This is a genomic window from Streptomyces sp. NPDC093600, from assembly GCF_044764755.1.
Classification (GTDB): domain Bacteria; phylum Actinomycetota; class Actinomycetes; order Streptomycetales; family Streptomycetaceae; genus Streptomyces.
On record NZ_JBIWIU010000011.1, the window covers coordinates 152,852 to 175,646 of the forward strand.

Sequence of the window (22,795 nt, forward strand, 5' to 3'; positions counted from 1 at the left end):
CCCCTCAAGGGTTCCAGGGGCCCGGCCTCAAGGGCGGGCGGCGGCGTCCTGCGTGGCCTTCAGGCGCTCCAGGGCCCGGACCACCAGGGCGTGGTCCTCGGCCTGGGGCAGTCCCGACACGGTGACCGAGCCGATCACCCCCGCCCCCTCGACCGCGACCGGGAACGAACCGCCGTGGGCGGCGTACCGGTCGGGGTCCAGGCGGGAGGACTGCTCGAACGTCGTCCCCTTGGCGCGGAAGCGGGCGCCGACGAGGAACGAACTCTCGCCGTACCGCTCCACGACCCGCCGCTTGCGGTCGATCCAGGCGTCGTTGTCCGCGCTCGACCCCGGCAGCGCGCAGTGGAAGAGCTGCTGCGCGCCGCGCCGGATGTCGATGGCCACCGGCGCGCGGCGCGCGCGGGCCAGTTCGACGAGGAGCGTGCCGAGCGCCCAGGCGTCGTCGTACGTGAAGTGGGGGAGGACCAGGCGGGCTTCCTGCGCCTCGATCTCGGCGATCTCGGGGACCTCGGTGAGCTCGGTCATCGCGGCGGTTTCGGTGGTCTCGGTGACCCTGGTGGGCTCGTTCACGCGCCCGCCTCCCCGAGCTCCACCGTGACGCCCTCGCGGGCGGACCGCTTCGCCGCCTCCAGTACGTCGAGGGCGGCCGCGGCCTCGTGGGCGGTGACCGGGTTCTCGCCGGCACCGCGCAGGGCCGCGGCGACGGCCGCGTAGTACGCCGGGTAGTCGCCCGGCAGGGTCTCGACCGGCGTGCCGCCCCCGGTCAGCGGGGACTCCCCGGCGCCGAGCGTGCCCCACATCGACTCCGGCTCCACGCCCCAGGGCGTACCGGGCGCCGGCCGCAGCCCCTCGCGGAGCGCGGCCTCCTGCGGGTCGAGCCCGTACTTCACGTAGCCGGCCGACGAACCAAGGACGCGGAAGCGGGGGCCGAGCTGGGCGGTGGTGGCGCTGACGTACAGATGCGACCGGACGCCGTTGGCGTGCGTGATCGCGAGGAAGGTGTCGTCGTCGGCCTCGGCGCCGGGGCGGCGGACGTCCGACTCGGCGTACACGCGGACGGCCGGGCCGAAGAGGACAAGCGCCTGGTCGACGACGTGGCTGCCGAGGTCGTAGAGGAGGCCGCCGATCTCTTCCGGGGCGCCGGACTCGCGCCAGCCGCCCTTGAGTTGCGGGCGCCAGCGCTCGAAACGGGACTCGAAGCGCTGCACCTCACCGAGGGCGCCGTCCGCGACGAGCTTGCGGAGGGTGCGGAAGTCGTTGTCCCAACGGCGGTTCTGGAAGACGGAGAGGAGCAGGCCCCGCTCGTCGGCGAGGGCGGCGAGTCCCCGCGCCTCGGCGGCCGTCCCGGCGACCGGCTTGTCCACGACGACGGGGAGGCCCGCCTTCAGGGCGGCGGTGGCGACGGGGACGTGCGTCTTGTTGGGGGAGGCGATGACGACGAGATCGAGCTCGTCCGCCCGCGCCCACAGTTCCTCGGGGGAGCCGGCGACCCGCACGCCGGGGTGCGCGGCGCGGGCCTGCTCCTGGCGCTCGGGGTTCCCCGTCGTGACCGTGTCGAGGACGAGGCCCTCGGTGGCGGCGATCAGCGGGGCGTGGAAGACGGAGCCCGCGAGGCCGTAGCCGACGAGTCCGACGCGGAGGGGGGTGCGAGGGGCGGTGCCAGTGCCGGTGCCAGTCATGCCCTCCACTTAAGCAACGCTGTTGCCAAAGGGCAAGCGGGGAGGACAATGGGCGGGTGAAGAGCGAGAACGGGCGGGTGAAGAGCGAGAGCGGGCCGGGCGGGCAGGACGGGCGGGGTGGACGGCGCGGGCAGGGCGGGGGGCGGGCGGCGGCGACGGCCGGGGTGAACCTGTCGGCGCTGCGCAGCCACAACGCCGCGCTGGTGCTCGATCTGCTGCGCGGGGCGGGAGGAGACGGCATCAGCCGCCTCGAACTGGCCGAGCGGACCGGCCTCACCCCGCAGGCGGTCAGCAAGATCACGGCCCGGCTGCGGGCGGAGGGACTGGCGCGCGAGGCCGGCCACCGCGCGTCGACCGGTGGAAAGCCTCGTACGGTGCTGTGCCTGGTCCCTTCGGCGGCGTACGCGATCGGCGTCCACCTCGACCGCGACGAGGTCACGACGGTCCTCCTCGACCTCGCGGGCACCCGCGTCGCCACCCGCCGCGTCCCGCTGGACCTGGGTGCGGGCGCGGAGGCGGTCCTCGACGCGGTCGAACGCGAGGTCTCGGCCCTGCGCGCACCCGCTGCGGCGGTGGTGAAGGCGGGGGCGGAGGTGGGGGCCGCGGGAGCGGCCGGAGCGGCGACGGAGGCTGGTGCGACGGCTCAGGACGGAGCTCCCGGCGTTCGGGCCGCACGTGACCGGTCCGCCGTCCCGGGCGCGTACGACGACCCCGCCGTCCCGGGCGCGTACGACGACCCCGCCGTCCCGGGCGCGTACGACGACCCCGCCGTCCCGGGCGCGTACGACGACCCCGCCGTCCCGAGCGTGTCCAACCGCCCCGCCGTCGAGCCCGTGGCGCTTGCCGTCCCCGCCGTCATCGGCGTCGGCGTCGCCATGCCCGGGCCGCTCGATCATCCGGCCGGGGAGCCAGGGCGGGTCACAGGGTTTCCGGAGTGGGACGGGTACCCCCTACGGGACGAGCTCGCGCGGCGGCTCCGGCTGCCCGTCGAACTCGACAAGGACACCAACGCCGCCGCCCTCGGGCTCGCCCTCCGCTCGCCCGCAGCCGACTCGTTCGCGTACGTCCACCTCGGTACGGGAGTGGGCGCCGGCCTCGTACTCGACGGGAGGCTGCTTCGCGGGGCCAGGACCGGGGCCGGGGAGTTCGGGCACCAGACCGTGCAGCTTGACGGACCACCGTGCGACTGCGGCGGGCGCGGCTGCCTGGAGGTCCTCTGTCTGGCGGCCGTCGCCCGGGGCGACCTCGCGGAGGCCGCGCGGATCCTCGGCACCGGCGCGGCGAACCTCGTACGACTGCTCGACATCGACCGCGTCCTCCTCGGCGGCCGGACCGTGCTCGCGGCGCCCGGGGTGTTCGCCGACGGCGCGCACGAGGTGCTCGCCGGCCTCGGGCTCCCCGTACCGGTCGCCGTCGCGGGCACCCCGCACACCGTCGCGGAGGGTGCCGCCCAGCTCATCCTCTCCGCACTCTTCGGAAAATAGGCTGATCGGGCGGATTGTGCGGGCTGTCCGGGGCCAACCGCCGCGTCGCTCCCGGGCGCCGGCCCGCGCGCATGGCAGCGTCGCGGCCGTCCCGTACGCCCGCGAGCAGGAAAGGCACGTGTCCCATGCGACTGCGCAACGCCCTCGCCCTCGGTGTGACCGCGGCGACGACCGGAACCGCCGTGCTCGCCCTCACCACCGGCCCCGCCTCAGCGGCCTCCGCCCCGGCCACGGTCTCCGCCGAGCCCGGCCCGGCGCCGGGCCCCGCCGCCAGCCCCGGCCCCGGCTCAGGTCTCGGCGCCAGCCCCGGCCTCGGCCCCCGCTCCAGCCCCGGCGCCGGTCCAGGAGCCGAGCGCCGCGACACGCCTCCCAGCTGCGGCAAGGAGTCGGACCCCGACTTCCCCATCGACACCCGCGTCCAGGGCGGCCCCGCCGACTACGTCCCCGGCGGTGATTTCCGTACCTGGAACGTCGAGCTCACCAACACCACCACCGAGCCCTGCCACAGCATCCACCCGGTCCTGGTCCTCGCCGACCGCGACCGGGTCCTCGAACCCGCCCAGATCAAGTTCGACTTCTACGACTCCGAGGCGCGCCGCTGGCGACCTGTCCGGTTCGAGGGGACCGAGGAGGACGAGTGCGTCGGCGTCTTCTCCGACTTCCCGGGCCTCGCCGTCCCGGCGGGGCGCAAGGTCACCGTGCCCGTCCGGCTGGCCTTCCGCGCCGACACCGCGCCCAACGAGGTCGTCGCCAACGCGGCGATCGTCCAGCGCAAGGGAGACGACGGCGACTGGGTCGGGGAGTCGGCCGACTACCGCCTCACCATCACGGCCGAAGGCGAGGCCGAGGACGTACGGGAATCCTCGCCGCCGCTGGAAGCGAGTCCCCCTCCCAAGGGGGACACCGGCCTGCCGCCGACCCGCCCGTTGCCCGAACTCGCCCAGACGGGAGACGAGTCGGCCGCCACCGTCGCCCTCACCTCCGCCGCCGGCGGGCTGCTCCTCACCGGCACCGCCCTGACCGCCGCCGGGGCCCGCCGCCGACGCGACGGGAACGCACCGCCCGCGCCGGGCCGGCAGCCGAGCGCCTGACCGCCACCGGAGGCTGCGGGGGCCCGCCGCCCCCCTTCCTCCGCCGCCAAACCCCCCGCCCCGCCGGTCACGCCCATCTGCGACCATCGGCCGGTGAACTACCCGGACGACCAGGCACCCGGCTCCCCCGTCCGATCCGGCATTCCGGGAGCACGGGCGCATCCCCAAGTACTACGCCGTCAAGGCGAAAGTCGCCGCACTGCCGGACGAGTTGGGGGGAGGGGGCTCGCTGCCCACCGAGCGGGAGCTCGCCCTGCGCTACGAGGTCTCCCGCGAGACCGTCCGGCAGGCCCTGCGGGAGCTGCTGCTCGAAGGGCGGCTCCGGCGGCAGGGCCGGGGGACCGTCGTCGCCGGGCGCAAGCGGGAGCAGCCGCTGTCGCTCGCCAGCTACACCGAGCGCGTGCGCCGGCAGGGCCGTCGCCCGGGCCGTACGCTCGTCTCCCTCGACCGGTTTCCCTGCCCCGACACGCTCGCCGGCGGCCGAACGCGGCGAACCCGTCTGGCACATGGAGCGGGTGCTCCTCGCCGACGACGAACGGGTCGGCCTGGAGAGCACGTACGTCTCCGAGGCCCGCGCGCCCCGCCTCGACACCGACTTCGACCCCGACTCCTCCTTCTACGCCTACCTCCGCGAGCGGCTCGGCGCTTCAACGGCGGAACACCGACCCTCGTCAAGAGCTACACCTCCGACGTGATCTCCCAGCCCCAGTCGCTGAGCGTGAGCGTCCCCGCCGGGGCATCCAGCGTGAGCTTCCGCTTCCGCTACACGGGGTCCAACGACTGGTACTGGGTGATCGACGGGGTGAGGATCCAGGCTTCCTGATTAGGGTGGGGGGCGTCGCCACAGCGCTGTCGCGGCGCCACCCAGCACACCGCACGATTTCTGTACGGCAGGAGCCCCCGCACATGGCAGAGCGCAAGCCGATCGAATCCTGGCTCACCGACATGGACGGCGTCCTCATCCACGAGGGCGTCCCGATCCCCGGCGCCGACGCCTTCATCAAGAAGCTGCGGGAGACCGGGAAGCCCTTCCTGGTCCTCACCAACAACTCGATCTACACCGCCCGCGACCTGCACGCCCGGCTGGCCCGCATGGGCCTGGACGTGCCCGTGGAGAACATCTGGACCTCGGCGCTCGCCACCGCCCGGTTCCTCGACGACCAGCGCCCGGGCGGCACCGCCTACGTCATCGGCGAGGCCGGGCTGACCACCGCGCTGCACGACATCGGCTACGTCCTGACCGACCACGACCCGGACTACGTCGTCCTCGGCGAGACCCGGACGTACTCCTTCGAGGCCATGACCAAGGCCGTCCGTCTGATCAACGCCGGTGCCCGGTTCATCTGCACCAACCCCGACGAGACCGGCCCCTCCCTCGAAGGCCCCCTTCCGGCCACCGGCTCGGTCGCCGCCCTCATCACCAAGGCCACCGGCAAGGACCCGTACTTCGCGGGCAAGCCGAACCCGCTGATGATGCGCACCGGGCTCAACGCCATCGGCGCCCACTCCGAGTCCAGCGCCATGATCGGCGACCGGATGGACACCGACATCCTGGCCGGCCTGGAGGCGGGGATGCAGACGTTCCTGGTGCTCACCGGATTGACGACCCAGGCGGAGGTGGACCGCTACCCCTTCCGCCCGTCCAAGATCGTGAAGTCGATCGCCGACATCGTGGACCGCGTGTAGAGGTCCCCTGGCCGCCCCCCTGCGGATGCGAGACGGACGGAATCGGGTGACCCTGGCCAGTACCAGGAGGTCACGATGCGTTCAGGTCCCATTGCTCTCCGTGCCGCAGGGGCGGCCGCCGCGCTCGTACTGGCACCCACGACCGGTACCGCGCACGCCCACGACGGAGTGAAGGTCACCGTCATCCCGTCCACCGTCCGGCCGGGCACCGATGTCGACATCCGGGTCCAGGGGTGCAGGAGCACGACCGGGGCCGCGACGTCGAAGGCCTTCGTCGCGGACGCCGAGCTGACGGGCCGCGGCGGTGATGATTCCCGCCTGGTCGGCGACACGACCGTGAAGTCGAAGCTCGGCGACGGTACGTACAAGGTGGCCGTGACCTGTGACGGACACGAGCACCGGGATGTCGGGACGATCCGTGTCCAGCGCCACGAGCCCACGCATCGGCCGACGCACAAGCCGACGGACAAGCCGACGCACAAGCCGACCCATCAGCCCACGCACCGCCCGACGCACGCGGAGCCCACGCACAAGCCGACGCACAAGCCCACGCGTCACGCCAGCCCCGTCGCCCCGGTCCGCGCGGGCGGCGGCGGTGCCGCGGTCTTCGCCGCCCCGGTGGCGCCGGGTGTCGCGCAGACCGTCACCGACGACGGCCTCGGCACCCCGTACACCCTGGTCGGCCTCGGTCTGGCCGCGGCCGCCGCGGTGGCCGTCGCCTTCCGCAGCGCTCGCCGTCACCGCACCGGCCCGGCTCCGGACGCGGACTGAGGTGCCGACCCCATGTCCTCCGGACCGGGAGGCCGCGCGGCGGGCAATGGACGGCCCGGCAGTGGACGGCCCGGCAACGGGCGGGCGCTGACCGGCGTCGCCTGGGCGCTGCTGCTCCTGGGCCTCTGGCTCTGGGGCCGCGAGATCACCGACGGACCGGGAAGCAGCTCCGCGCCGACGCACGGTGACATCGCCGCCGTCGGGCGCCCGCTCGGCGTCCCCCTGCCGCCGGCGCACACCCCGCTGAGCTCGGCCGAGCCGCGCCGGGTGGAGATCCCTTCGCTGGGCATCGTGGCACCGGTCGTGCCCCGGGGCCTGGACCGTACGGGGGCGGTGGACGCGCCGCCCTACGAGATGGCGCGGTCCGTCGGCTGGTACGAGCGCGGCGCCCGGCCGGGCGGGGAGGGTGCGGCCCTCATCGTCGGCCACGTCGACACGGAGACGAGGCCGGCCGTCTTCTACGGGCTGAGCGCGGCCCGCCCGGGGGCCGAGGTCCACGTAACCCGTTCGGACGGCTCGGTCGCCGAGTTCACCATCGACGACGTCCAGGTCGTCCCTCGTGACCGCTTCGACCCCCACGAGGTCTACGGGCAGCGCCAAGCCGGCCGGGCCGAGCTCCGGCTGATCACGTGCGGCGGCACCTTCGACCGCGGGACCGGCACCTACACGGCGAACGTGGTCGTCTCCGCGTACCTCACCGGCGTGGCGAAGCCCTGAAACCCAGGGCAACGACACCGGACAGACGACGAGGCCCCCTCACCATCGGTGAGGGGGCCTCGACTGTGCGTGCGCCGCCAGGGACTCGAACCCCGGACCCGCTGATTAAGAGTCAGCTGCTCTAACCAACTGAGCTAGCGGCGCCTGCTGACCCGCATAACTTTACCCGATGGCCAGGAGTGCTCCTGACCATTCCTCGCCGTTCCCGGCCTGTCGGATGGTCCTTTTTTATCTTCGATCCGTCAAAATGCGATATGTCCAGACAGTTGAGACACTGACGCCCGTGCAACAGCGCCAAAAGATCTTGACGAGTGTGGAGGGGAATCGCATGAGCGTGCCGGTATTCGAGGAGTACGAGCCCGCGGCCGACTGCGGCTGCGCGGGCTGCGCCCAGCAGCGGCGCGATCTTGCCCTTGGCCTGCCCGTTCGGGCGGGCGGTCACCCGGCGGCGCATGGAGCGCGCCGCGCACTGGTCCTGGTGACGGCGGCGGGTGTGGTCATGGGGGGCGGGGGAGCGAGCGCGCTGGCCCGACCACCCGAGCCGGCGGACCTCACGACGGGAGCGGCCGGGACAAGCGCGGCGAAGGCGAAGGCCTCGAGGACCGCGGCCACGCCCGATCCGGCGGCGGACACTCCGCAGGGCGGCGCCGGTCCGCTGCACGGAGCCCCCGGTCCCGGCTCCCAGCCGTCCCCCGTCTCCACTCCGACGGGCAGTCACATCTCCACCGCCTCCCTGCGGAAGACCACCCGTTCCGAGATCATCAACCGCGCCAAGCGGTGGGTGAACGTCCAGGTCCCGTACTCCATGGAGCGGTACTGGTCGGACGGCTACCGCCAGGACTGCTCCGGTTACATCTCGATGGCGTGGAGCCTGCGCGCCAACGAGTGGACCGGCAGCCTCGACCGCTTCGGCGAGCGGATCGACCGCACCGAGCTCCAGCCGGGCGACATCCTGCTCTTCCACAACCCGGCCAATCCGACCAAGGGCTCGCACGTCACGATCTTCGGCGGCTGGACGGACTACACGCACTCGTCCTACGTCGCGTACGAGCAGACCAAGCCGCGCACCCGCAAGCAGGCCACGCCCATGGCGTACTGGAACAACTCCGACCGCTATGTGGCCTACCGCTACAGAGGAGTGGTCAGCGGCGGAGGCGGCACCGGCGGCGGGTCGGGAGCGGTGGCGACGCCGTACCCGGGGGCGGCGAAGTTCGGGCCGGGCGCCAACAACGCGTACGTCACCCAGCTCGGGCGGCTGCTCGTGGACCGGGGCGGCAAGCGGTACTACAGCAAGGGGCCCGGGCCGCGTTGGAGCGACGCGGACCTCCGGGCGACCCAGGCGTTCCAGCGGGCGCAGGGCTGGAAGGGCAAGGAGGCCGACGGGCTGCCCGGCCCGCACACCTGGCGGCTGCTGGTGTCCGGTCAGGGCAAGGACATCGGCGGTTCGAGTGGTTCGGGCGGTTCGAGCGCGCATGCTCCGGCGTTTCCCGGGCGTGGCTACTTCCGTCCGGGCCAGTCCAACGCATATGTGGAGAAGCTGGGCAAGCAGCTGGTGAAGCGGGGCTACGGCAAGCACTACCTGTCGGGTCCCGGTCCGCGCTGGTCGGAGGCGGACCGTCGCAATGTCGAGGCGTTCCAGCGGGCACAGGGATGGCGCGGCGGCGCGGCCGACGGCTTCCCGGGCCCGGAGACCTGGCGGCGCCTGTTCCGATGACCCCGAGAGCATGAGGTGGACCGAATGACCCCATCGACCCCGAATCCGCTGGGCCCGCCGCCCGGGGACACCGGCGCGGCGGCCTCCCGCGACGCGGCCCGTACGGCGAGACGCCTGACGGACGAACTCCGCGCCTCAAGGCCGAAGCCCCGCCCGGAACACGGTCCTCCCGTCGGCCAGGAACCGGCCGCCGAGGCGGGTGGCGCGGCGCCGTTCGCCTCGCGGGAGGTCGGTGGCGCTGCGCCGTCTGCCTCGGGGGAGGCCCCGGGCGCGGCTGCGCCCACCTCTGGCGAGGTGCCTGGCGCGGTCCCGTGCGCCTCGGGAGAGGCCCTTGACGCGGTCCCGTCCGCCTGTGGGGAGACCCCTGGCGCGGCGCCATCCGCCTGTGGGGAGGCCCGTGGTGCGGTCCTGTCCGCCTCTGGGCAGGCTCCGCCCACGGTTCCGTCCGCCTTTGGCCAGGTCCCGGGCACGGCTCCGTCTGCCTCGGGCGAGGTGCCTACATCGGCACCGTCTGCCTCGGGGGAGGCCCCCGGCGCGGCTCTGTCCCCCTCTGGCCAGGCTCTCGCCACGGCTTCGCCCACCTCTGGTCAGGCCCCCTCCGCGGTCCCGTCCGCCTCTGGCCAGGCCCCGGGCGCGGCCTCGCACGCCCGTGCCACGGCCTCGTCCGCTCCCGGCCAGGTCCCCGACGCCGTCCGCCCGCCCGCCGCCGACGCCGCGAGCGCCGAAGTGAGCCCCGGCCTGCCTGGCCCGGCGGGCCTGGCTGGCCCCACTGGCACAGGCCGCCCGACTGCCCCGTCGGGCACGGTCGGCTCGACTGCCCCGACCGCAACGGTCGGCCCGGCTTCGCCGGTCGCCCGGGCTGGCCAGGCCTGTCCCACTGGCACGGTCAGCCCCGCTGTGCCGACTGCGTCGACCGGCCACACTGCCCCGGGCGGCGCGGCCGCCACGGCCAGCCCGGCGACCCCGACCCACGCGACTGCCCCGACCGGCCCAGGCGCTGGGGCGGCGTCCGCGTCGGGCCCGGCTGCCGGCCCGGAGGGCCGGCAGGAGACCATCCCGGCTGGTTCACCGGCCCGGGCGTCGGCCGGTTCGGGTCCCATGGCGGGACCACGGGTCGGTCCTGAGGGGGCGGCGTCCGCACCGGCGTCGGCTTCGGCGGGCCCGGCTGTCGGCCCGCAAGGGCCGGTGTCCCCACCGGCCGCGGCACCGGGGCCGGAGGCCCGGGCGGTCGTGCCCCCGGCCGGCCCGTCCGGATCGGCTCCCGCCGGTTCGGCGGGTGTCGGCGGGAAAGTCCTGGTCGGAGCCACCACCGTGACGGACTCGAACCGGTCCGGTCCCGACGCGGGGACCACAGCGCCTCCGAAGCCCGCAAGGCCCACCGCGCCGGCCGGCGCGGACGATGTGCGGCGGATCGCCGGAGCGGAGGTCGGTGTGATCGCCGTGCCCGTGGCCGCCGAAGCGGACCCGGCGCGGACGGCGCACGTCCCGCCCCGCGTCGGGGCGCGCCGCAAGACGGTCATCGGGAACGAGACGACCGGGTCGATCCCCGTCCACCTCCTCTTCCGCGACGAGCCCGAACCCTCCGCGCTCAACGTGCTCCGCGTCGACGACGACGGCGGCCCCGCCACCGTCGCCATGATGCGCCCCCTAGCCGACAAGGCTTCCACGCCCTCCTCTCCCAAGGCGATCATTCCCAGCCCCGCCCGGTTCGAGCCCTCCCGCCCCGCGCCCACCGCCGACCCCAAGCTCGTCGAGCGCCCCGGCCCCGTCCTGCCCGGCTGGATCGGGGTCGTCGGCGGGCTCCTGGCGCTCGCCGGCTGCGCGGCCGTCCTGTGGTGGACCGGGGCCGTGCCCGATGAGGTCGCCCGGATGCTCCGGCTGCCCACGCGGCCGTACTACGGCATCCACCTCGGCCAGTGGGCCCTTCTCGCCCTCGGCGTCCTGGCCGTTCTGTTCTCCCTCGGCGGTCTCGGCCGCGGCCGCGTCGGCTACGCCTGGGTCCTGACCCTCTTCGGCGACTACCGCGGCACCGTCCGCCGTACCGGTCTCGTCTGGACCAGCCCGCTCCTGCTGCGCCGCCGGGTCGACGTCCGCCTCCGCCACTGGCGCAGCGAGCCGCTCTCCGCGGTCGACGCCAAGGGGACCGCCCTGAACGTCGTCGTCCTCGTCGTCTGGCGCATCCGGGACACCGTCCGTGCCGCGCTCGGCGTCGAGGGCCACGAGGAGTACCTGCGCGAGCAGGTCGAGGCGGCGATGGCCCGCGTCCTGTCCCAGCTGCCGGCCGACGCCTTCCACGAGGACGCCCCGACCCTGCGCGACGCGGAGGCGGTCGGCGAGGCCCTGACCCGGATGCTCTCCGCGGAGTGCGCGCCGGTGGGGATCGACGTGTTCTCGGCGCAGCCGACCCGGATCGAGTACGCCCCCGAGATCGCCGCCGCGATGCAGCGCCGCCGGGTCGCCGCGCTCGATGCCGCACACCGGGACAGTGTCCTGACGGCCGTCGTGGACGCGGTGGACGACGTGGTCCACCGGCTGACCACGCGTGGTCTCGTCGAGCTGGACGACTACGAACGCAAGTCGCTGGTCAAGGACCTGACGGTGGCGTTCTACACCGGTCGCTCCCACGCCGGAGAAGGAGCGTGACTGGTATGGACATGTTCAACTTCCGTCCATACCTTGGTACTTGGTCTAGACCGGAATAGGCACCACCGCGGAACGACGGTACGTATCGCACGACCGCACCGCCGCACCACCGTCGCCCGCGTGCAGCACGGCTCATCGAACTCCCCCACGTTCACCAGGAGCGACAGCATGCGCAAAAAGATAGGCGTGGCGGCGGTGGCGCTCGGCGTCGCCGGCGCCTCCCTCTTCGCCACCGGCAGCGCCGGCAGCCACGGCTACACCGACTCCCCGATCAGCAGGCAGAAGCTCTGCGCCAACGGCACGGTCACCAACTGCGGCTCCATCCAATGGGAGCCGCAGTCCGTCGAGGGGCCCAAGGGCTTCCCGTCCGGGGGACCCGCCGACGGAAAGCTCTGCTCCGCCGGACTCTCGCACTTCGCCCAGCTCGACGACCCGCGCGGCGGCAACTGGCCCGCCACCCGGGTCACCGCGGGCCAGAGCTACAGCTTCCGCTGGCAGTTCACCGCCCGGCACCGCACCACCGACTTCCGGTACTACATCACCAAGAACGGTTGGGACCGGACCAAGCCCCTCACCCGGGCCGCGCTCGACTCACAGCCCTTCCTGACGGTCCCGTACAACAGTCAGCAGCCGCCGGCCACGCTCTCGCACTCCGGGACCATCCCGGCCGGCAAGACCGGCAAGCACCTGATCCTGGCGGTCTGGACGATCGCGGACACCGCGAACGCCTTCTACGCCTGCTCCGACGTCCAGTTCTGAGTCAGCGTCAGTCGACTGAGCGCGGCGGCCCTCACGGGGGCCGCCCGCTCCCCGGGGTAGTCCCAGCCCCACCTCCGTACACCCCCCACCACCATGGCCCCGCCCCACCGCCGCCCCCTACCGTGTGGCGCATGGAGCCACGAAACCCCTGGCAGGCCCTCACCCGGAGCGGGTATCCCCGTGGCAGCTGGCCCTGGCGGTCCGCCGGATATCTGGTCTCCGGGGTCGTCACCGGGCTGCCCGCGCTCCTCGTGCTCCTCCTGCTCGTCGTCTTCTCCACCGTCCTCGTCGGGCTGCCCCTGCTCCTCCTGGCGGGCGTCGCCCTCGGGGGCGTCGAGCGGCGACGGCTCCGGATCGTCGACCGCGACCCCGCCGCCGACCCGCACCGCGTCCCCGACGCCCCCGGCCTGGCGGCGTGGCTCCGGCTGCGGGTCCGGGAGCAGGCCACCTGGCGGGAGCTGGCGTACGCGGTCCTGCACGCCACCGTCCTGTGGCCGCTCGACCTGATCGTGTCGGCGGTGGCCCTCGGGCTCCCCGCCACCCTGATCGGCACGCCCCTCCTGCTCGCCCTCGACGGTGAGGAGACCAAGGTCGTCAAGACGTTCCTGGTCACCTCCCAGCCGCAGGCCTTCGCCGCCGCCCTCGTCGGCGCGGTGCTCCTGGTCGCCCTCCTCTATCCCCTCGCCGCGCTCGCGGGCGCCCGCGCCGCTCTCACCCGGGCCCTGCTCGCGCCCCGGGAGACCGAGCTGCGGGACCGTATCGGCGAGGTCACCGCCTCCCGGGCACGCCTCGTCGACGCCTTCGAGGCCGAGCGGCGCCGGATCGAGCGGGATCTCCACGACGGCGCCCAGCAACGCCTCGTCGCCCTCACCATGACCCTGGGGCTCGCCCGCCTGGACGCCCCGCCCGGACCGCTCGCCGACCAGCTCGGCAAGGCGCACTCCGAGGCCGGCAAGGTCCTCACCGAGCTGCGCGAGCTGATTCACGGCATCCATCCCCAGGTACTCGCCGACTACGGTCTCGCCGCCGCCCTCGCCGACGCGGCCGACCGCTCCGCCGTCCCCGTCGAGGTCGACAGCGGCACCGCGCTGCCCCGGCTGCCCGCGGCGGTCGAGTCCGCCGGGTACTTCGTCGTCCGCGAGGCCCTCGCCAACATCGGCAAGCACAGCGGCGCGGCCAAGGGCCGGATCACCGCCCGGTACGAGGACGGGACCCTCCGCGTCGACATCCACGACGACGGGCGCGGCGGCGCCGACCCGGCCCGCGGCACCGGTCTCACCGGACTCGCGGACCGGATCGCGGTCCTCGATGGCACACTGACGATCATCAGCCCCCCGGGCGGTCCGACCGTCCTACGAGTGGAGATCCCGTGTCCGCCTCGCTCCGCGTCGTCCTCGCCGAGGACAGCGTCCTCCTCCGCGAAGGGCTGATCGGGCTCCTCGCCCGCTTCGGCCACGAGGTCGTGGCCGCCGTCGGTGACGCCGACGCCCTGGGACCGGCCGTCGCCGCGCACGACCCGGACATCGTCGTCACCGACGTCCGTATGCCGCCCGGTTTTCAGGACGAGGGGCTGCGCGCCGCCGTCGCCCTGCGCGCCGAGCGCCCCGCGCTGCCCGTCCTGGTCCTGAGCCAGTACGTGCAGCGCACCTACGCCGCCGATCTGCTGGACGCGGGCGACGGCACCGGCGTCGGCTATCTCCTCAAGGACCGGGTCGGCCAGGTCGAGGAGTTCCTGGACGCCCTCACCCGCGTCGCGGCCGGCGGTACGGTCGTCGACCCCGAGGTCGTACGGCAGCTGCTGCGCCGTCACCGCGACCCGCTGGAGGCGCTGACCCCGCGCGAACGCGAGGTGCTCGGTCTCGTCGCCGAGGGGCACTCGAACGGGGAGATCGCCCGCCGGCTCGTCGTGACCGAGGCGGCCGTGGGCAAGCACATCGGCAACATCCTGGGGAAGCTGAACCTGCCGCCCGCCGAGGACACCCACCGCCGGGTCCTGGCCGTCCTGACCTATCTGAGGGCGTGAGAACGGGAGCACGAAGAAGCCCCTCGCTCGCGCGAGGGGCTTCTTCCGTCTGTGCGCCGCCAGGGACTCGAACCCCGGACCCGCTGATTAAGAGTCAGCTGCTCTAACCAACTGAGCTAGCGGCGCCTGCTGACAGAGAAAATACTACCTGGTCCCGCGGGGTGCTCCTGACCGGCCCCAGGACCAGCCGACGGCCGGCCCCAGGACCAGCTCAGGACCAGTCCCCGCCGACGGCTCAGATGGCCAGTGACAGCACCACGGGCGCGGCTCTGCGATTCAGCGTGTCCGCCGCCGAGCGGAGCCGGTGCGCGTGCTCGATCGGCAGGGACAGCGCCAGGCAGCCCACGGCCGCGCCCGCCGTCAGCGGGACCGCCGCGCAGACCGTGCCCACGGCGTACTCCTGCAGGTCGAGCACCGGGACGGTCGGCGGCTGGCTGTCCAGCTTGGAGAAGAGCACCTTCTCGTTGGTGATCGTCCGGGAGGTGAGCCGGGCGATCTTGTGGCGCGAGAGGTGGTCCCGGCGGCCGTTCTGGTCGAGCTGGGTGAGCAGGCACTTGCCGACGGCGCTCGCGTGCGCGGCGGAGCGGAAGTCCACCCACTCGTTGACCTTGGGCGTGCGCGGGCCGTCGGCGAACTGGGTGATCTTCACCTCGCCGTCGATGTACCGGCTGATGTAGACGGCCGCGCCGACGGAGTCGCGCAGCTCGGTCAGCGTCTCCTGGAGCTTGCCCTCCAGGGCCTCGCGACGGGTCATGCCGGAGCCCAGGAGGACCAGGGAGTCCCCGACGACATAGGCGCCGTCGGCGACCTGCTCGACGTACCCCTCGCGGCGGAGCATCAGCAGCAGGGACGACAGGTGGGCGACGGGCAGACCGGTCTCCCGAGCGATCTGGACGTCCGTCACCCCGCCACCGTGCCGTGAGACCGTCTCAAGGACGCGCAGGGCGTATTGCACCGAATGGAACGGCGCGGTGGGCTCGGGCTTCAGCGCCACGGTTTCCCCCTACCAGGTTGTGACCGCAAGCTTCTGTACCACGATAGCCGTCAAGGGCCGTTTGGGGGGCGGCTGTTGGCGAGAATCATGCGGCGCGCCAGCGCCGTACGCTGGGGCGCACCACTCTGGCATATGCCATAGGCACACTTGCCCCACAGATCCTCAGGTCAGAGCACCGCGCCGAGGAACTCACGGGTGCGTCCGCGCTTCGGAGCCGAGAAGATTTTTTCCGGAGAACCGGCCTCGATCACCTGTCCTTCATCGAACATCAGCACGCACGGATCAACGTGAACAGCAGACCTTCGGAATAAGCGGAGACAGCCTCCTGTTCTCTTCCGTCGTACCTATGTCTTTTGCGCGCGGAAGGGTCGTCAACGGTGAGCGACACGATTCGGGGCACGGCACACGGGGATTCGCCCGTACCGCTGTCCGTACTGGACCTGGTGACCGTCGGCAGCGGACGGACCGCGACGCAGGCGCTGGCCACGAGTGTCGAGATCACCAGGCTCGCCGAGCGGCGCGGCTACCACCGCCACTGGGTGGCCGAACACCACTCCATGCCCGGCGTCGCCTCCTCCTCGCCGGCCGTCATCCTGGCCCATCTCGCCGCCCACACCCGCCGCATCCGGCTCGGCTCGGGCGGTGTCATGCTGCCCAACCACGCCCCGCTGGTGATCGCCGAGCAGTTCGGGACCCTGGAGGCGTTCGCTCCGGGCCGGATCGATCTCGGGCTCGGGCGCGCGCCCGGTACGGACGGCGCCACGGCCGCCGCCCTGCGCCGCACCCAGGACCCGGGCGAGGGCGCCGACGACTTCCCGCGGCAGCTGACCGAGCTGACCCGGTTCCTGGACGACGACTTTCCCGACGGGCACCCGTACGCGCGGATCCACGCGGTGCCCGGGCCCGTGCAGGGCCCCAAGGGGCGCCCGCCGGTCTGGCTGCTCGGCTCCTCCGGCTTCAGCGCCCGCCTGGCCGGCACGCTCGGTCTGCCCTTCGCGTTCGCCCACCACTTCTCCGCGCGGAACACGATTCCGGCGCTCGACCTCTACCGGGACTCCTTCCGGCCCTCGGAGGTCCTCGACGCGCCGTACGCGCTCATCGGCGTCTCCGCGCTCGCCGCTGACGATCCCCGCGAGGCCCGGCGCCAGGTCCTCACGGGCGCGCTGTCCATGCTGCGGCTGCGCACCGGCCGGCCGGGGCTCATCCCGACACCGGCGGAGGCGGAGGCGTACACCTTCAGCCCGGCGGAGCGGGACTTCGTGAGCGGCTGGCTGGCGAACGTCGTCCACGGGACGCCGGAAGAGGTCCGCAAGGGCCTCGACGAGCTGCGTGAGCGGACCGGCGCCGACGAGCTGATGATCACCGCCAACGCGCACGGCGGGGAAGCCCGGCTGCGCAGTTACGAGTTGATCGCGGACGCGTACGGGCTGCCGGACGGAGTCGTTCCGGAGCAGTGAGAAGCTGAGTTTTTCCGCGAGGTTGGTTCAGTCTCGAACGACCTGGCCGCGGATCCCTAAGTGAACCTTAAACCGCTCGTCACCTGTGGTGGCGGGCGGTTTCGCGCTGTGCCGCGCGCCGCTGACAAGGGCTTTCTTCGACAAATTGGTCTAGTCCTCAATCTGGTTCAGACCATTGACGCGCTGTTCACCCGGGGGCTATCACTTCCTCAACTCCTGTACGGCATACCCCCCAGCACTCCCCGGAGGCCGCACGTGCACCCCCGTAAGCCAGTGATCGCCGCGCTGCTCAGCACGGCCCTCGCCGCCGGCGCGCTCGCCGCGACCGTCGGGCTCGGCTCCGCCCAGGCGGCCGACACCGCCGCCCCCTCCACCGGGGGTGTGAAGATCGCGTACTACGACCAGTGGAGCGTGTACGGGAACGCCTTCTATCCCAAGCACCTCGACACCCGGGGCATCGCGGGCAAACTCGACATCATCAACTACTCGTTCGGCAACATCCACCCGACCGAGCTCACCTGCTTCGAGGCCAACAAGGCGGCCGGTGACGACGCCAACCCCAACGCCGGTGACGGCGCGGGCGACTCGTACGCCGACTACCAGCGCTCCTTCTCGGCCGCGGACAGCGTCGACGGTGTGGCCGACAAGTGGGACCAGCCGATCGTGGGCGTCTTCAACCAGTTCAAGGAGCTGAAGGCGAAGCACCCCCATCTGAAGATCAACATCTCGCTCGGCGGCTGGACCTACTCCAAGTACTTCCACGACGCGGCGAAGACGGACGCGAGCCGCAAGAAGTTCGTGGCCTCCTGCGTCAAGCAGTACATCCAGGGCGACCTGCCGGTCGAGGGCGGCTACGGCGGTCCGGGCACCGCCGCCGGCATCTTCGACGGCATCGACATCGACTGGGAGTACCCCGGCTCGCCCGACGGCCACCTCGGCAACCACTACGGCCCCGAGGACAAGGCCAACTTCACCCTGCTGCTCGCCGAGTTCCGCAAGCAGCTCGACGCGTACGGAGCGGCGAACGGCGGCAAGAAGTACCTGCTGACCGCGGCCCTCCCCGCCGGCCAGGACAAGATCAGGCACATCGAGACGGACAAGATCGGCGCGTACCTCGACTACGCGAACATCATGACGTACGACATGCACGGCGCCTGGGACGGCGACGGGCCGACGTACCACCAGTCGCCGCTGTACTCCGGCGCGAACGACCCGACCGACCCCATCGCGCCGGGCACGGAGAAGTACTCGATCGACAACGCCATCGACGCCTGGATCGACGGCAAGCCGGCCTACGGCATCGCGGGCGGCTTCCCGGCGAACAAGCTGACGCTCGGCTACGAGTTCTACTACCGCGGCTGGAAGGGCGTCCCGGCCGGTTCGGCCAACGGCCTCGCCCAGCCGGCCACCGGCGCCTCGGCGGCCCGCCCGGTCAGCCAGCAGGCGGGCATCGCGCACTACAAGGAGCTCGGCGGCATCGTCGACAACGCGGCGACGACCTTCTGGGACGACCAGGCCAAGTCGGCCTACTTCTACAAGGACGGCGAGTTCTTCACCGGCCTCGACAAGCGGACCATCCAGGCCCGCGCCGACTACGGCCACCAGCGGGGCCTGGCGGGCGCGATGATGTACTCGCTCCTCGGCCTCGACGCGAACGCGACGCTCTTCAACGACATCGTCGCCGCGGTCGGTTCCTCCCCGACCTCCCCGACGCCGACGCCGACGCCGACCACCCCGCCCACCACGGGACCGACGCCCACCCCGACCCCCACCACGCCCACGGGCTGCTCCGCCCCGGCGTACGCGGCCGGCACCGTCTACAACGGCGGCGCGCTCGTCTCCCACAAGGGCCGCACGTGGAAGGCCCAGTGGTGGACCCAGAACGAGGAGCCGGGCACGACCGGCGAGTGGGGCGTCTGGAGGGACCAGGGCGCCTGCTGACGAGAGGCCCTGCTGACGAGAGCCGCCTCGTTCCTCGCTGACATGACCACTGCCCCCGCCCGGTTGTCCCACCGGCCGGGGGCAGTCCAGCGTTTCCCGCGGTTTCCCGGGGTTTCCTGCGGTCTCCCGGGGCTTCCCGCACGTCACACCCGCAGCGGCGCGACCCCGATGAGTTCCGCGATCCGGTCCGGGGCCACCGCCCGGGAGTAGAGCCAGCCCTGTCCCGTGTCACAGCCGATCCGGCGCAGCCGCGTCGCCTGGCCCGAGGTCTCCACACACTCGGCCGTGACGGTCAGGCCCAGTCGGTGCGCCAGCTGGACCAGCGCCTCTACGATCAGCTCGTCCGCAGGGTTGGCGTGCGCCTCGTCCTGGAAGCCGCGGACGAACGAACCGTCCAGCTTCAGGACCGAGACCGGAAGCCGGCTCAGATACGCCAGGTTCGAATAGCCCGTACCGAAGTCGTCGATGGCGATCCGCACACCCATGTCGCTCAGGGCTTGGAGCGCCTGGAGGGGGCGGCCCGCCGAGCCCATCACCGCCGACTCGGTCAGCTCCAGCTGCAGCAGATGCGGCGCGAGGCCCGTCTCCGCCAGGATCCCGGCCACATCCGCCACCAGGTCCGAGTCCCACACCTGCCGTACGGCCACGTTGACGCTCACGAACAGCGGACGCTCGCGCGGATGGTCCTTCTGCCACTGCCGGGCCTGGGTGCACGCCGTCCGCAGCACCCAGCGTCCCAGCTCGACGATCGAACCGTCCTCCTCGGCGATCCCGATGAACCGATTCGGCGCGAGCGAGCCGAACTGCGGGTGGTTCCAGCGCACCAGCGCCTCCACCCCGCGCACCACGCCGTCGGCCATCCCCACCAGAGGCTGGTACTCCAGCGCGAACTCGCCGCGCTCCACCGCCGGGCGCAGGGTCGAGGAGAGCGCCTGCCGGGTCATCCGGTGCGCGTTGCGCTCGGGGTCGAAGAGCGTCCAGCGGGCCTTGCCGTCCGCCTTCGCCCAGTACAGCGTCGTGTCGGCGGCCTGCATCAGCCCCGTCGCGGTCGTTCCGCGGGCGCCCCGCTCCACCACACCGATCGAGGCGGATACGGAGAGCCGCTGCCCGGCCAGGTCGAAGGGCTGCTGAAGCGCGCACAGGACGGACTGCGCCAGGTCCGCGACCTGTTCCGTCCCGGTCGAGTCCTCGACCAGGATGGCGAACTCGTCACCGCCGAGCCGCGCGACCAGATGTCCGCCGCTCCTGGTGTACCCGTCGCTGTCCGCGCACTCCGTCAGACGGGCGGCGACGGCGGCGAGCAGCCGGTCCCCGACACGGTGGCCCAGGGTGTCGTTGACCGCCTTGAAGCCGTCGAGATCGAGGTAGCAGAGACCGATCCGCCCTGTTCCGCCATGCCCGTACGACTCGTACGACGATCTGATCTCCGGGCCCTCGTCCTCCTGCGCGGCGGCCTCCAGGGCGGCCGAGAGGCGCTCGAAGAACAGAGTGCGGTTGGGCAGCCGGGTCACCGGATCGTGCATCTGGAGGTGGCGCAGCCGCGCCTGCAGCTCGCGCCGGTCGCTGATGTCCGCGATCGAGAGCAGGACGCGGCGGCTGTCGGGGACGGGGGAGACGGTGATCTCGGCCCACAGGGAACGCCCGTCGGGGTGCTTGAGCCGGCGGGTGCAGCGGAAGCGGGAGCGGCGGCCCCGCAGCACCTCGCGGTACGCGTGCCAGGTGCGCCCGTCGGAGGCCAGGTCGACGAGATCGGCGGCGGCCTGCTCGCGCAGCGAGCCGGCGTCGGTGCCGAAGAGCGCGCCGAGCGCGTCGTTGGCGGTGACGACGACGCCGTCCTGGTCGACGACGGCCATGGCGAGCTGGGCGGCGCGGAAGGCGGCGCGGTAGTCGCGGAGCTCGGCGGCGGTCCGGGGGTGGGACCCCGCGCGCGGGGTCCCACCGGCCCGGGGCGCCGTACCCGTCGTCCGGGGAGCCGCGCCCGTACGGTCGTCCGTGCCCGCCCGGGGAGCCGCCCCTGTCCTGGAGGCGCCCGTCCGGGGAGTCGCGCCCGCCCGGGAGGCGGTGCCCGTGCCCTTGGGGGAGCCCGCGCCCGCCCGCCGGCCGCCCTCGGCCATGGGGTCGGGGTGACGCTCCGTGATCGGAGGCGTGGGCTCCCGTGCGGGCGAGAGCTGGGTGTGCACCGGTCGTTCGGGGGTTCCGCTCACCGCTCGCTCCCCTAGCGCAGTTGGGCCGTACAGATGTGGTCGGGATGGGTCGGCCAAGGCAAAGTGTGCCGATCATAGAGGCTGTCCGGGGGACCGATCCAGCTCCAGGGCGGTCGTCCCGCCCCTCGGGAGGGGCGAAGTCGCGCTTCGTTGACCCCTGCCCGATCGTTTCTGCGCGGGTCTGACGCGGGGCGTCGACGACGTGACCGAATGTGACTTTCCGTGAGCCTTGTAGGGGCGTGTCGCGTCGACCCGGCGGTGCCCCCTCACTCGACTGGGGCAGCGGAATAGTGCGAAATGCCGCAAATCATCACAAGGTGGGTGAGGTGTCCCGCATTCCGTAGCCGGAGGTCCATGTGAGGGGTCAGCAGACACCCGAGGGAGTGGAGCGACCGTCGCTGCGTGCCTCGGCGGCGGCCTTCACCTCTCTCGTGGCGCTCGCCGCGACCGGCCTGGTGGCGGGCCCCGCCGTGGGCGCCCCCTCCGCGGGGCCGTGCGCCCTGCCCCGTACCGCGGCCCACCACTCCCTGGGCCTGGACACCTGGAACGGCTCCTACCCCAAGCCCACCCGCACCCTCGACGCGGTCATGATCTTCCTGTCCTTCCCGGACTCCACCCCGCTGACCGGCACCGACGCACTGGTCGCGGACTACTTCCCGGGCACCACCGACTTCTTCCGGCGCGCCTCGTACGGCCGGTTCACGCTGCGCGCGCACCCGCAGCGCGAGTGGATCGCCATGCCGCGGGCCTCCACCGCCTACGAGATACAGCGTGACTGGGACACGGGCCGGCGGACGCAGTATCTGCGCGACGCGATCGCGGCGGCGAACGGGAAGGTCGACTTCTCGCGGTACGACATCGTCTATCTCGTCGCGGACCCCGACGCGCCGGGAGTGGACTCCGACGCCACGAAGGTCGTCAACCTCGACCGTCCGCTGACCGTCGACGGTACGGACATCAAGCGGGTCGTCACGGTCTTCGAGCGGCATCCGCCGGACCGCAACGTGCTGGCCCACGAGACCGGGCACGTCTTCGACCTGCCCGACCTCTACCACCGGCCGACGGACGGCAAGGGCGACTGGGACACCCATGTGGGGGACTGGGATGTCATGGGCAGCCAGTTCGGCCTCGCGCCGGACCTCTTCGGCTGGCACAAGTGGAAGCTGGGCTGGCTGGAGCGGCGCCAGGTGGCCTGCGTCCAGGGGCCGGGCTCCCGGCTGCTCAGCCTGGAGCCGCTGGCGGCCGCGCCGGTGGCGGGCGGCACGCTCGGCACCCGGCTCGCGGTCGTACGGACGGGCCCCGGCTCCGCCCTGGCGATCGAGGCCCGCGCGGCGACCGGCAACGACGAGGACACCTGTACGGAGGGTGTGCTGATCTACCGCGTGCGGAACGAGGCCGCGTCCGGGAACGGGCCGATCGAGGTCATGGACACCCACCCGCGGACCGAGGCGTGCTGGGACCGCTCGGTGTACCCGCCACTGGCGGACGCGCCGCTGGCGGTGGGGGAGACGTTCACGGTGCCGGAGGACGGGACGCGGGTGGAGGTGGCGGACCGGACCCGGGCGGGGGTGTGGACGGTGAAGGTGACGGTGGAGGAGAGCCGCACCTGAGGCGCGGGGCCCTGGCCGCTCG

General features: G+C 72.9%; 17 protein-coding genes, 2 tRNA genes and 3 pseudogenes. 15 read left to right on the forward strand and 7 right to left on the reverse strand.

Features of this window, described 5'->3' with window-relative positions:
• Window positions 1-27: 27 nt before the first annotated feature.
• Complete coding sequence (locus ACIRB4_RS25295) at window positions 28-525, reverse strand: heme-degrading domain-containing protein (RefSeq protein WP_403294530.1); 498 nt, start codon at window positions 523-525, stop codon at window positions 28-30.
• Window positions 526-566: 41 nt separating this feature from the next.
• Complete coding sequence (locus ACIRB4_RS25300) at window positions 567-1,679, reverse strand: Gfo/Idh/MocA family oxidoreductase (protein ID WP_403294451.1); 1,113 nt, start codon at window positions 1,677-1,679, stop codon at window positions 567-569.
• A 56-nt stretch (window positions 1,680-1,735) separates the two neighbouring features.
• On the opposite strand from ACIRB4_RS25300, the gene ACIRB4_RS25305 reads away from it, so the two are divergent.
• The 7 genes and pseudogenes from ACIRB4_RS25305 to ACIRB4_RS25335 all read left to right on the forward strand — a co-directional run bounded on the left by ACIRB4_RS25305 (window position 1,736) and on the right by ACIRB4_RS25335 (window position 7,428).
• Window positions 1,736-3,163: an ROK family protein gene (locus tag ACIRB4_RS25305; protein ID WP_403294452.1), complete on the forward strand. Its 1,428-nt coding sequence runs from the start codon at window positions 1,736-1,738 to the stop codon at window positions 3,161-3,163.
• Window positions 3,164-3,288: 125 nt separating this feature from the next.
• A complete protein-coding gene (locus ACIRB4_RS25310) occupies window positions 3,289-4,254 on the forward strand; it encodes a hypothetical protein (protein WP_403294453.1) in 966 nt (321 codons plus the stop codon).
• Between the two features lie 93 nt (window positions 4,255-4,347).
• Window positions 4,348-4,898 (forward strand): annotated as a pseudogene (locus tag ACIRB4_RS25315) (GntR family transcriptional regulator); the annotation flags it as partial.
• A 2-nt stretch (window positions 4,899-4,900) separates the two neighbouring features.
• Window positions 4,901-5,077 (forward strand): annotated as a pseudogene (locus tag ACIRB4_RS25320) (nucleotide pyrophosphatase); the annotation flags it as partial.
• A gap of 83 nt (window positions 5,078-5,160) precedes the next feature.
• A complete protein-coding gene (locus ACIRB4_RS25325) occupies window positions 5,161-5,940 on the forward strand; it encodes an HAD-IIA family hydrolase (protein WP_403294454.1) in 780 nt (259 codons plus the stop codon).
• Between the two features lie 75 nt (window positions 5,941-6,015).
• Window positions 6,016-6,711, forward strand: coding sequence for a PT domain-containing protein (locus ACIRB4_RS25330; RefSeq protein ID WP_403294455.1), 696 nt, complete (start codon window positions 6,016-6,018; stop codon window positions 6,709-6,711).
• Between the two features lie 12 nt (window positions 6,712-6,723).
• Window positions 6,724-7,428 (forward strand): class F sortase, encoded by a 705-nt coding sequence (locus tag ACIRB4_RS25335; RefSeq protein WP_403294456.1) that lies wholly within the window; start codon window positions 6,724-6,726, stop codon window positions 7,426-7,428.
• A 70-nt stretch (window positions 7,429-7,498) separates the two neighbouring features.
• Here ACIRB4_RS25335 and ACIRB4_RS25340 read toward each other — a convergent pair.
• Window positions 7,499-7,572: transfer RNA gene (locus tag ACIRB4_RS25340), tRNA-Lys, on the reverse strand.
• 184 nt (window positions 7,573-7,756) lie between these two features.
• Between ACIRB4_RS25340 and ACIRB4_RS25345 the strand changes: the two genes are divergently transcribed.
• The 5 genes from ACIRB4_RS25345 to ACIRB4_RS25365 all read left to right on the forward strand — a co-directional run bounded on the left by ACIRB4_RS25345 (window position 7,757) and on the right by ACIRB4_RS25365 (window position 14,567).
• Window positions 7,757-9,142 carry a peptidoglycan-binding protein gene (locus ACIRB4_RS25345; RefSeq protein ID WP_403294457.1) on the forward strand — a complete coding sequence of 462 codons (1,386 nt, stop codon included), beginning with the start codon at window positions 7,757-7,759 and terminating at the stop codon, window positions 9,140-9,142.
• Between the two features lie 897 nt (window positions 9,143-10,039).
• Window positions 10,040-11,785: an SPFH domain-containing protein gene (locus ACIRB4_RS25350; protein WP_403294458.1), complete on the forward strand. Its 1,746-nt coding sequence runs from the start codon at window positions 10,040-10,042 to the stop codon at window positions 11,783-11,785.
• A 168-nt stretch (window positions 11,786-11,953) separates the two neighbouring features.
• Window positions 11,954-12,544 (forward strand): lytic polysaccharide monooxygenase, encoded by a 591-nt coding sequence (locus ACIRB4_RS25355; RefSeq protein ID WP_403294459.1) that lies wholly within the window; start codon window positions 11,954-11,956, stop codon window positions 12,542-12,544.
• Between the two features lie 131 nt (window positions 12,545-12,675).
• On the forward strand, window positions 12,676-13,974 hold the full coding sequence (locus ACIRB4_RS25360) for a sensor histidine kinase (protein WP_403294460.1): 1,299 nt from the start codon (window positions 12,676-12,678) through the stop codon (window positions 13,972-13,974).
• Window positions 13,914-14,567: a LuxR C-terminal-related transcriptional regulator gene (locus tag ACIRB4_RS25365; protein WP_403294461.1), complete on the forward strand. Its 654-nt coding sequence runs from the start codon at window positions 13,914-13,916 to the stop codon at window positions 14,565-14,567. The genes ACIRB4_RS25360 and ACIRB4_RS25365 overlap by 61 nt, the downstream gene beginning before the upstream one ends.
• 52 nt (window positions 14,568-14,619) lie before the next feature.
• Here ACIRB4_RS25365 and ACIRB4_RS25370 read toward each other — a convergent pair.
• The 3 genes and pseudogenes from ACIRB4_RS25370 to ACIRB4_RS25380 form a co-directional block, all read right to left on the reverse strand.
• A tRNA-Lys gene (locus ACIRB4_RS25370) sits at window positions 14,620-14,693 on the reverse strand.
• A 109-nt stretch (window positions 14,694-14,802) separates the two neighbouring features.
• The gene (locus ACIRB4_RS25375; protein ID WP_403294462.1) at window positions 14,803-15,561 is read right to left on the reverse strand and encodes an IclR family transcriptional regulator; all 759 of its coding nucleotides are present in this window, start codon (window positions 15,559-15,561) and stop codon (window positions 14,803-14,805) included.
• Window positions 15,562-15,728: 167 nt separating this feature from the next.
• Window positions 15,729-15,836, reverse strand: a pseudogene (locus ACIRB4_RS25380) (L-cystine ABC transporter ATP-binding protein YecC); the annotation flags it as partial.
• 102 nt (window positions 15,837-15,938) lie between these two features.
• On the opposite strand from ACIRB4_RS25380, the gene ACIRB4_RS25385 reads away from it, so the two are divergent.
• Together ACIRB4_RS25385 and ACIRB4_RS25390 are read left to right on the forward strand one after the other, a co-directional pair.
• Entirely contained in the window at window positions 15,939-17,018 is a 1,080-nt protein-coding gene (locus tag ACIRB4_RS25385) for an LLM class flavin-dependent oxidoreductase (protein WP_403294463.1), read from the forward strand.
• Window positions 17,019-17,273: 255 nt separating this feature from the next.
• Window positions 17,274-18,959, forward strand: a complete 1,686-nt coding sequence (locus tag ACIRB4_RS25390) for a glycosyl hydrolase family 18 protein (protein WP_403294464.1) — start codon at window positions 17,274-17,276, stop codon at window positions 18,957-18,959.
• Between the two features lie 143 nt (window positions 18,960-19,102).
• On the opposite strand, the gene ACIRB4_RS25395 is transcribed toward ACIRB4_RS25390, so the two are convergent.
• Window positions 19,103-20,812 (reverse strand): putative bifunctional diguanylate cyclase/phosphodiesterase, encoded by a 1,710-nt coding sequence (locus tag ACIRB4_RS25395; RefSeq protein ID WP_403294531.1) that lies wholly within the window; start codon window positions 20,810-20,812, stop codon window positions 19,103-19,105.
• 734 nt (window positions 20,813-21,546) lie between these two features.
• Here ACIRB4_RS25395 and ACIRB4_RS25400 point away from each other — a divergent pair.
• Window positions 21,547-22,773, forward strand: a complete 1,227-nt coding sequence (locus tag ACIRB4_RS25400) for a M6 family metalloprotease domain-containing protein (protein WP_403294465.1) — start codon at window positions 21,547-21,549, stop codon at window positions 22,771-22,773.
• Window positions 22,774-22,795: the final 22 nt, after the last annotated feature.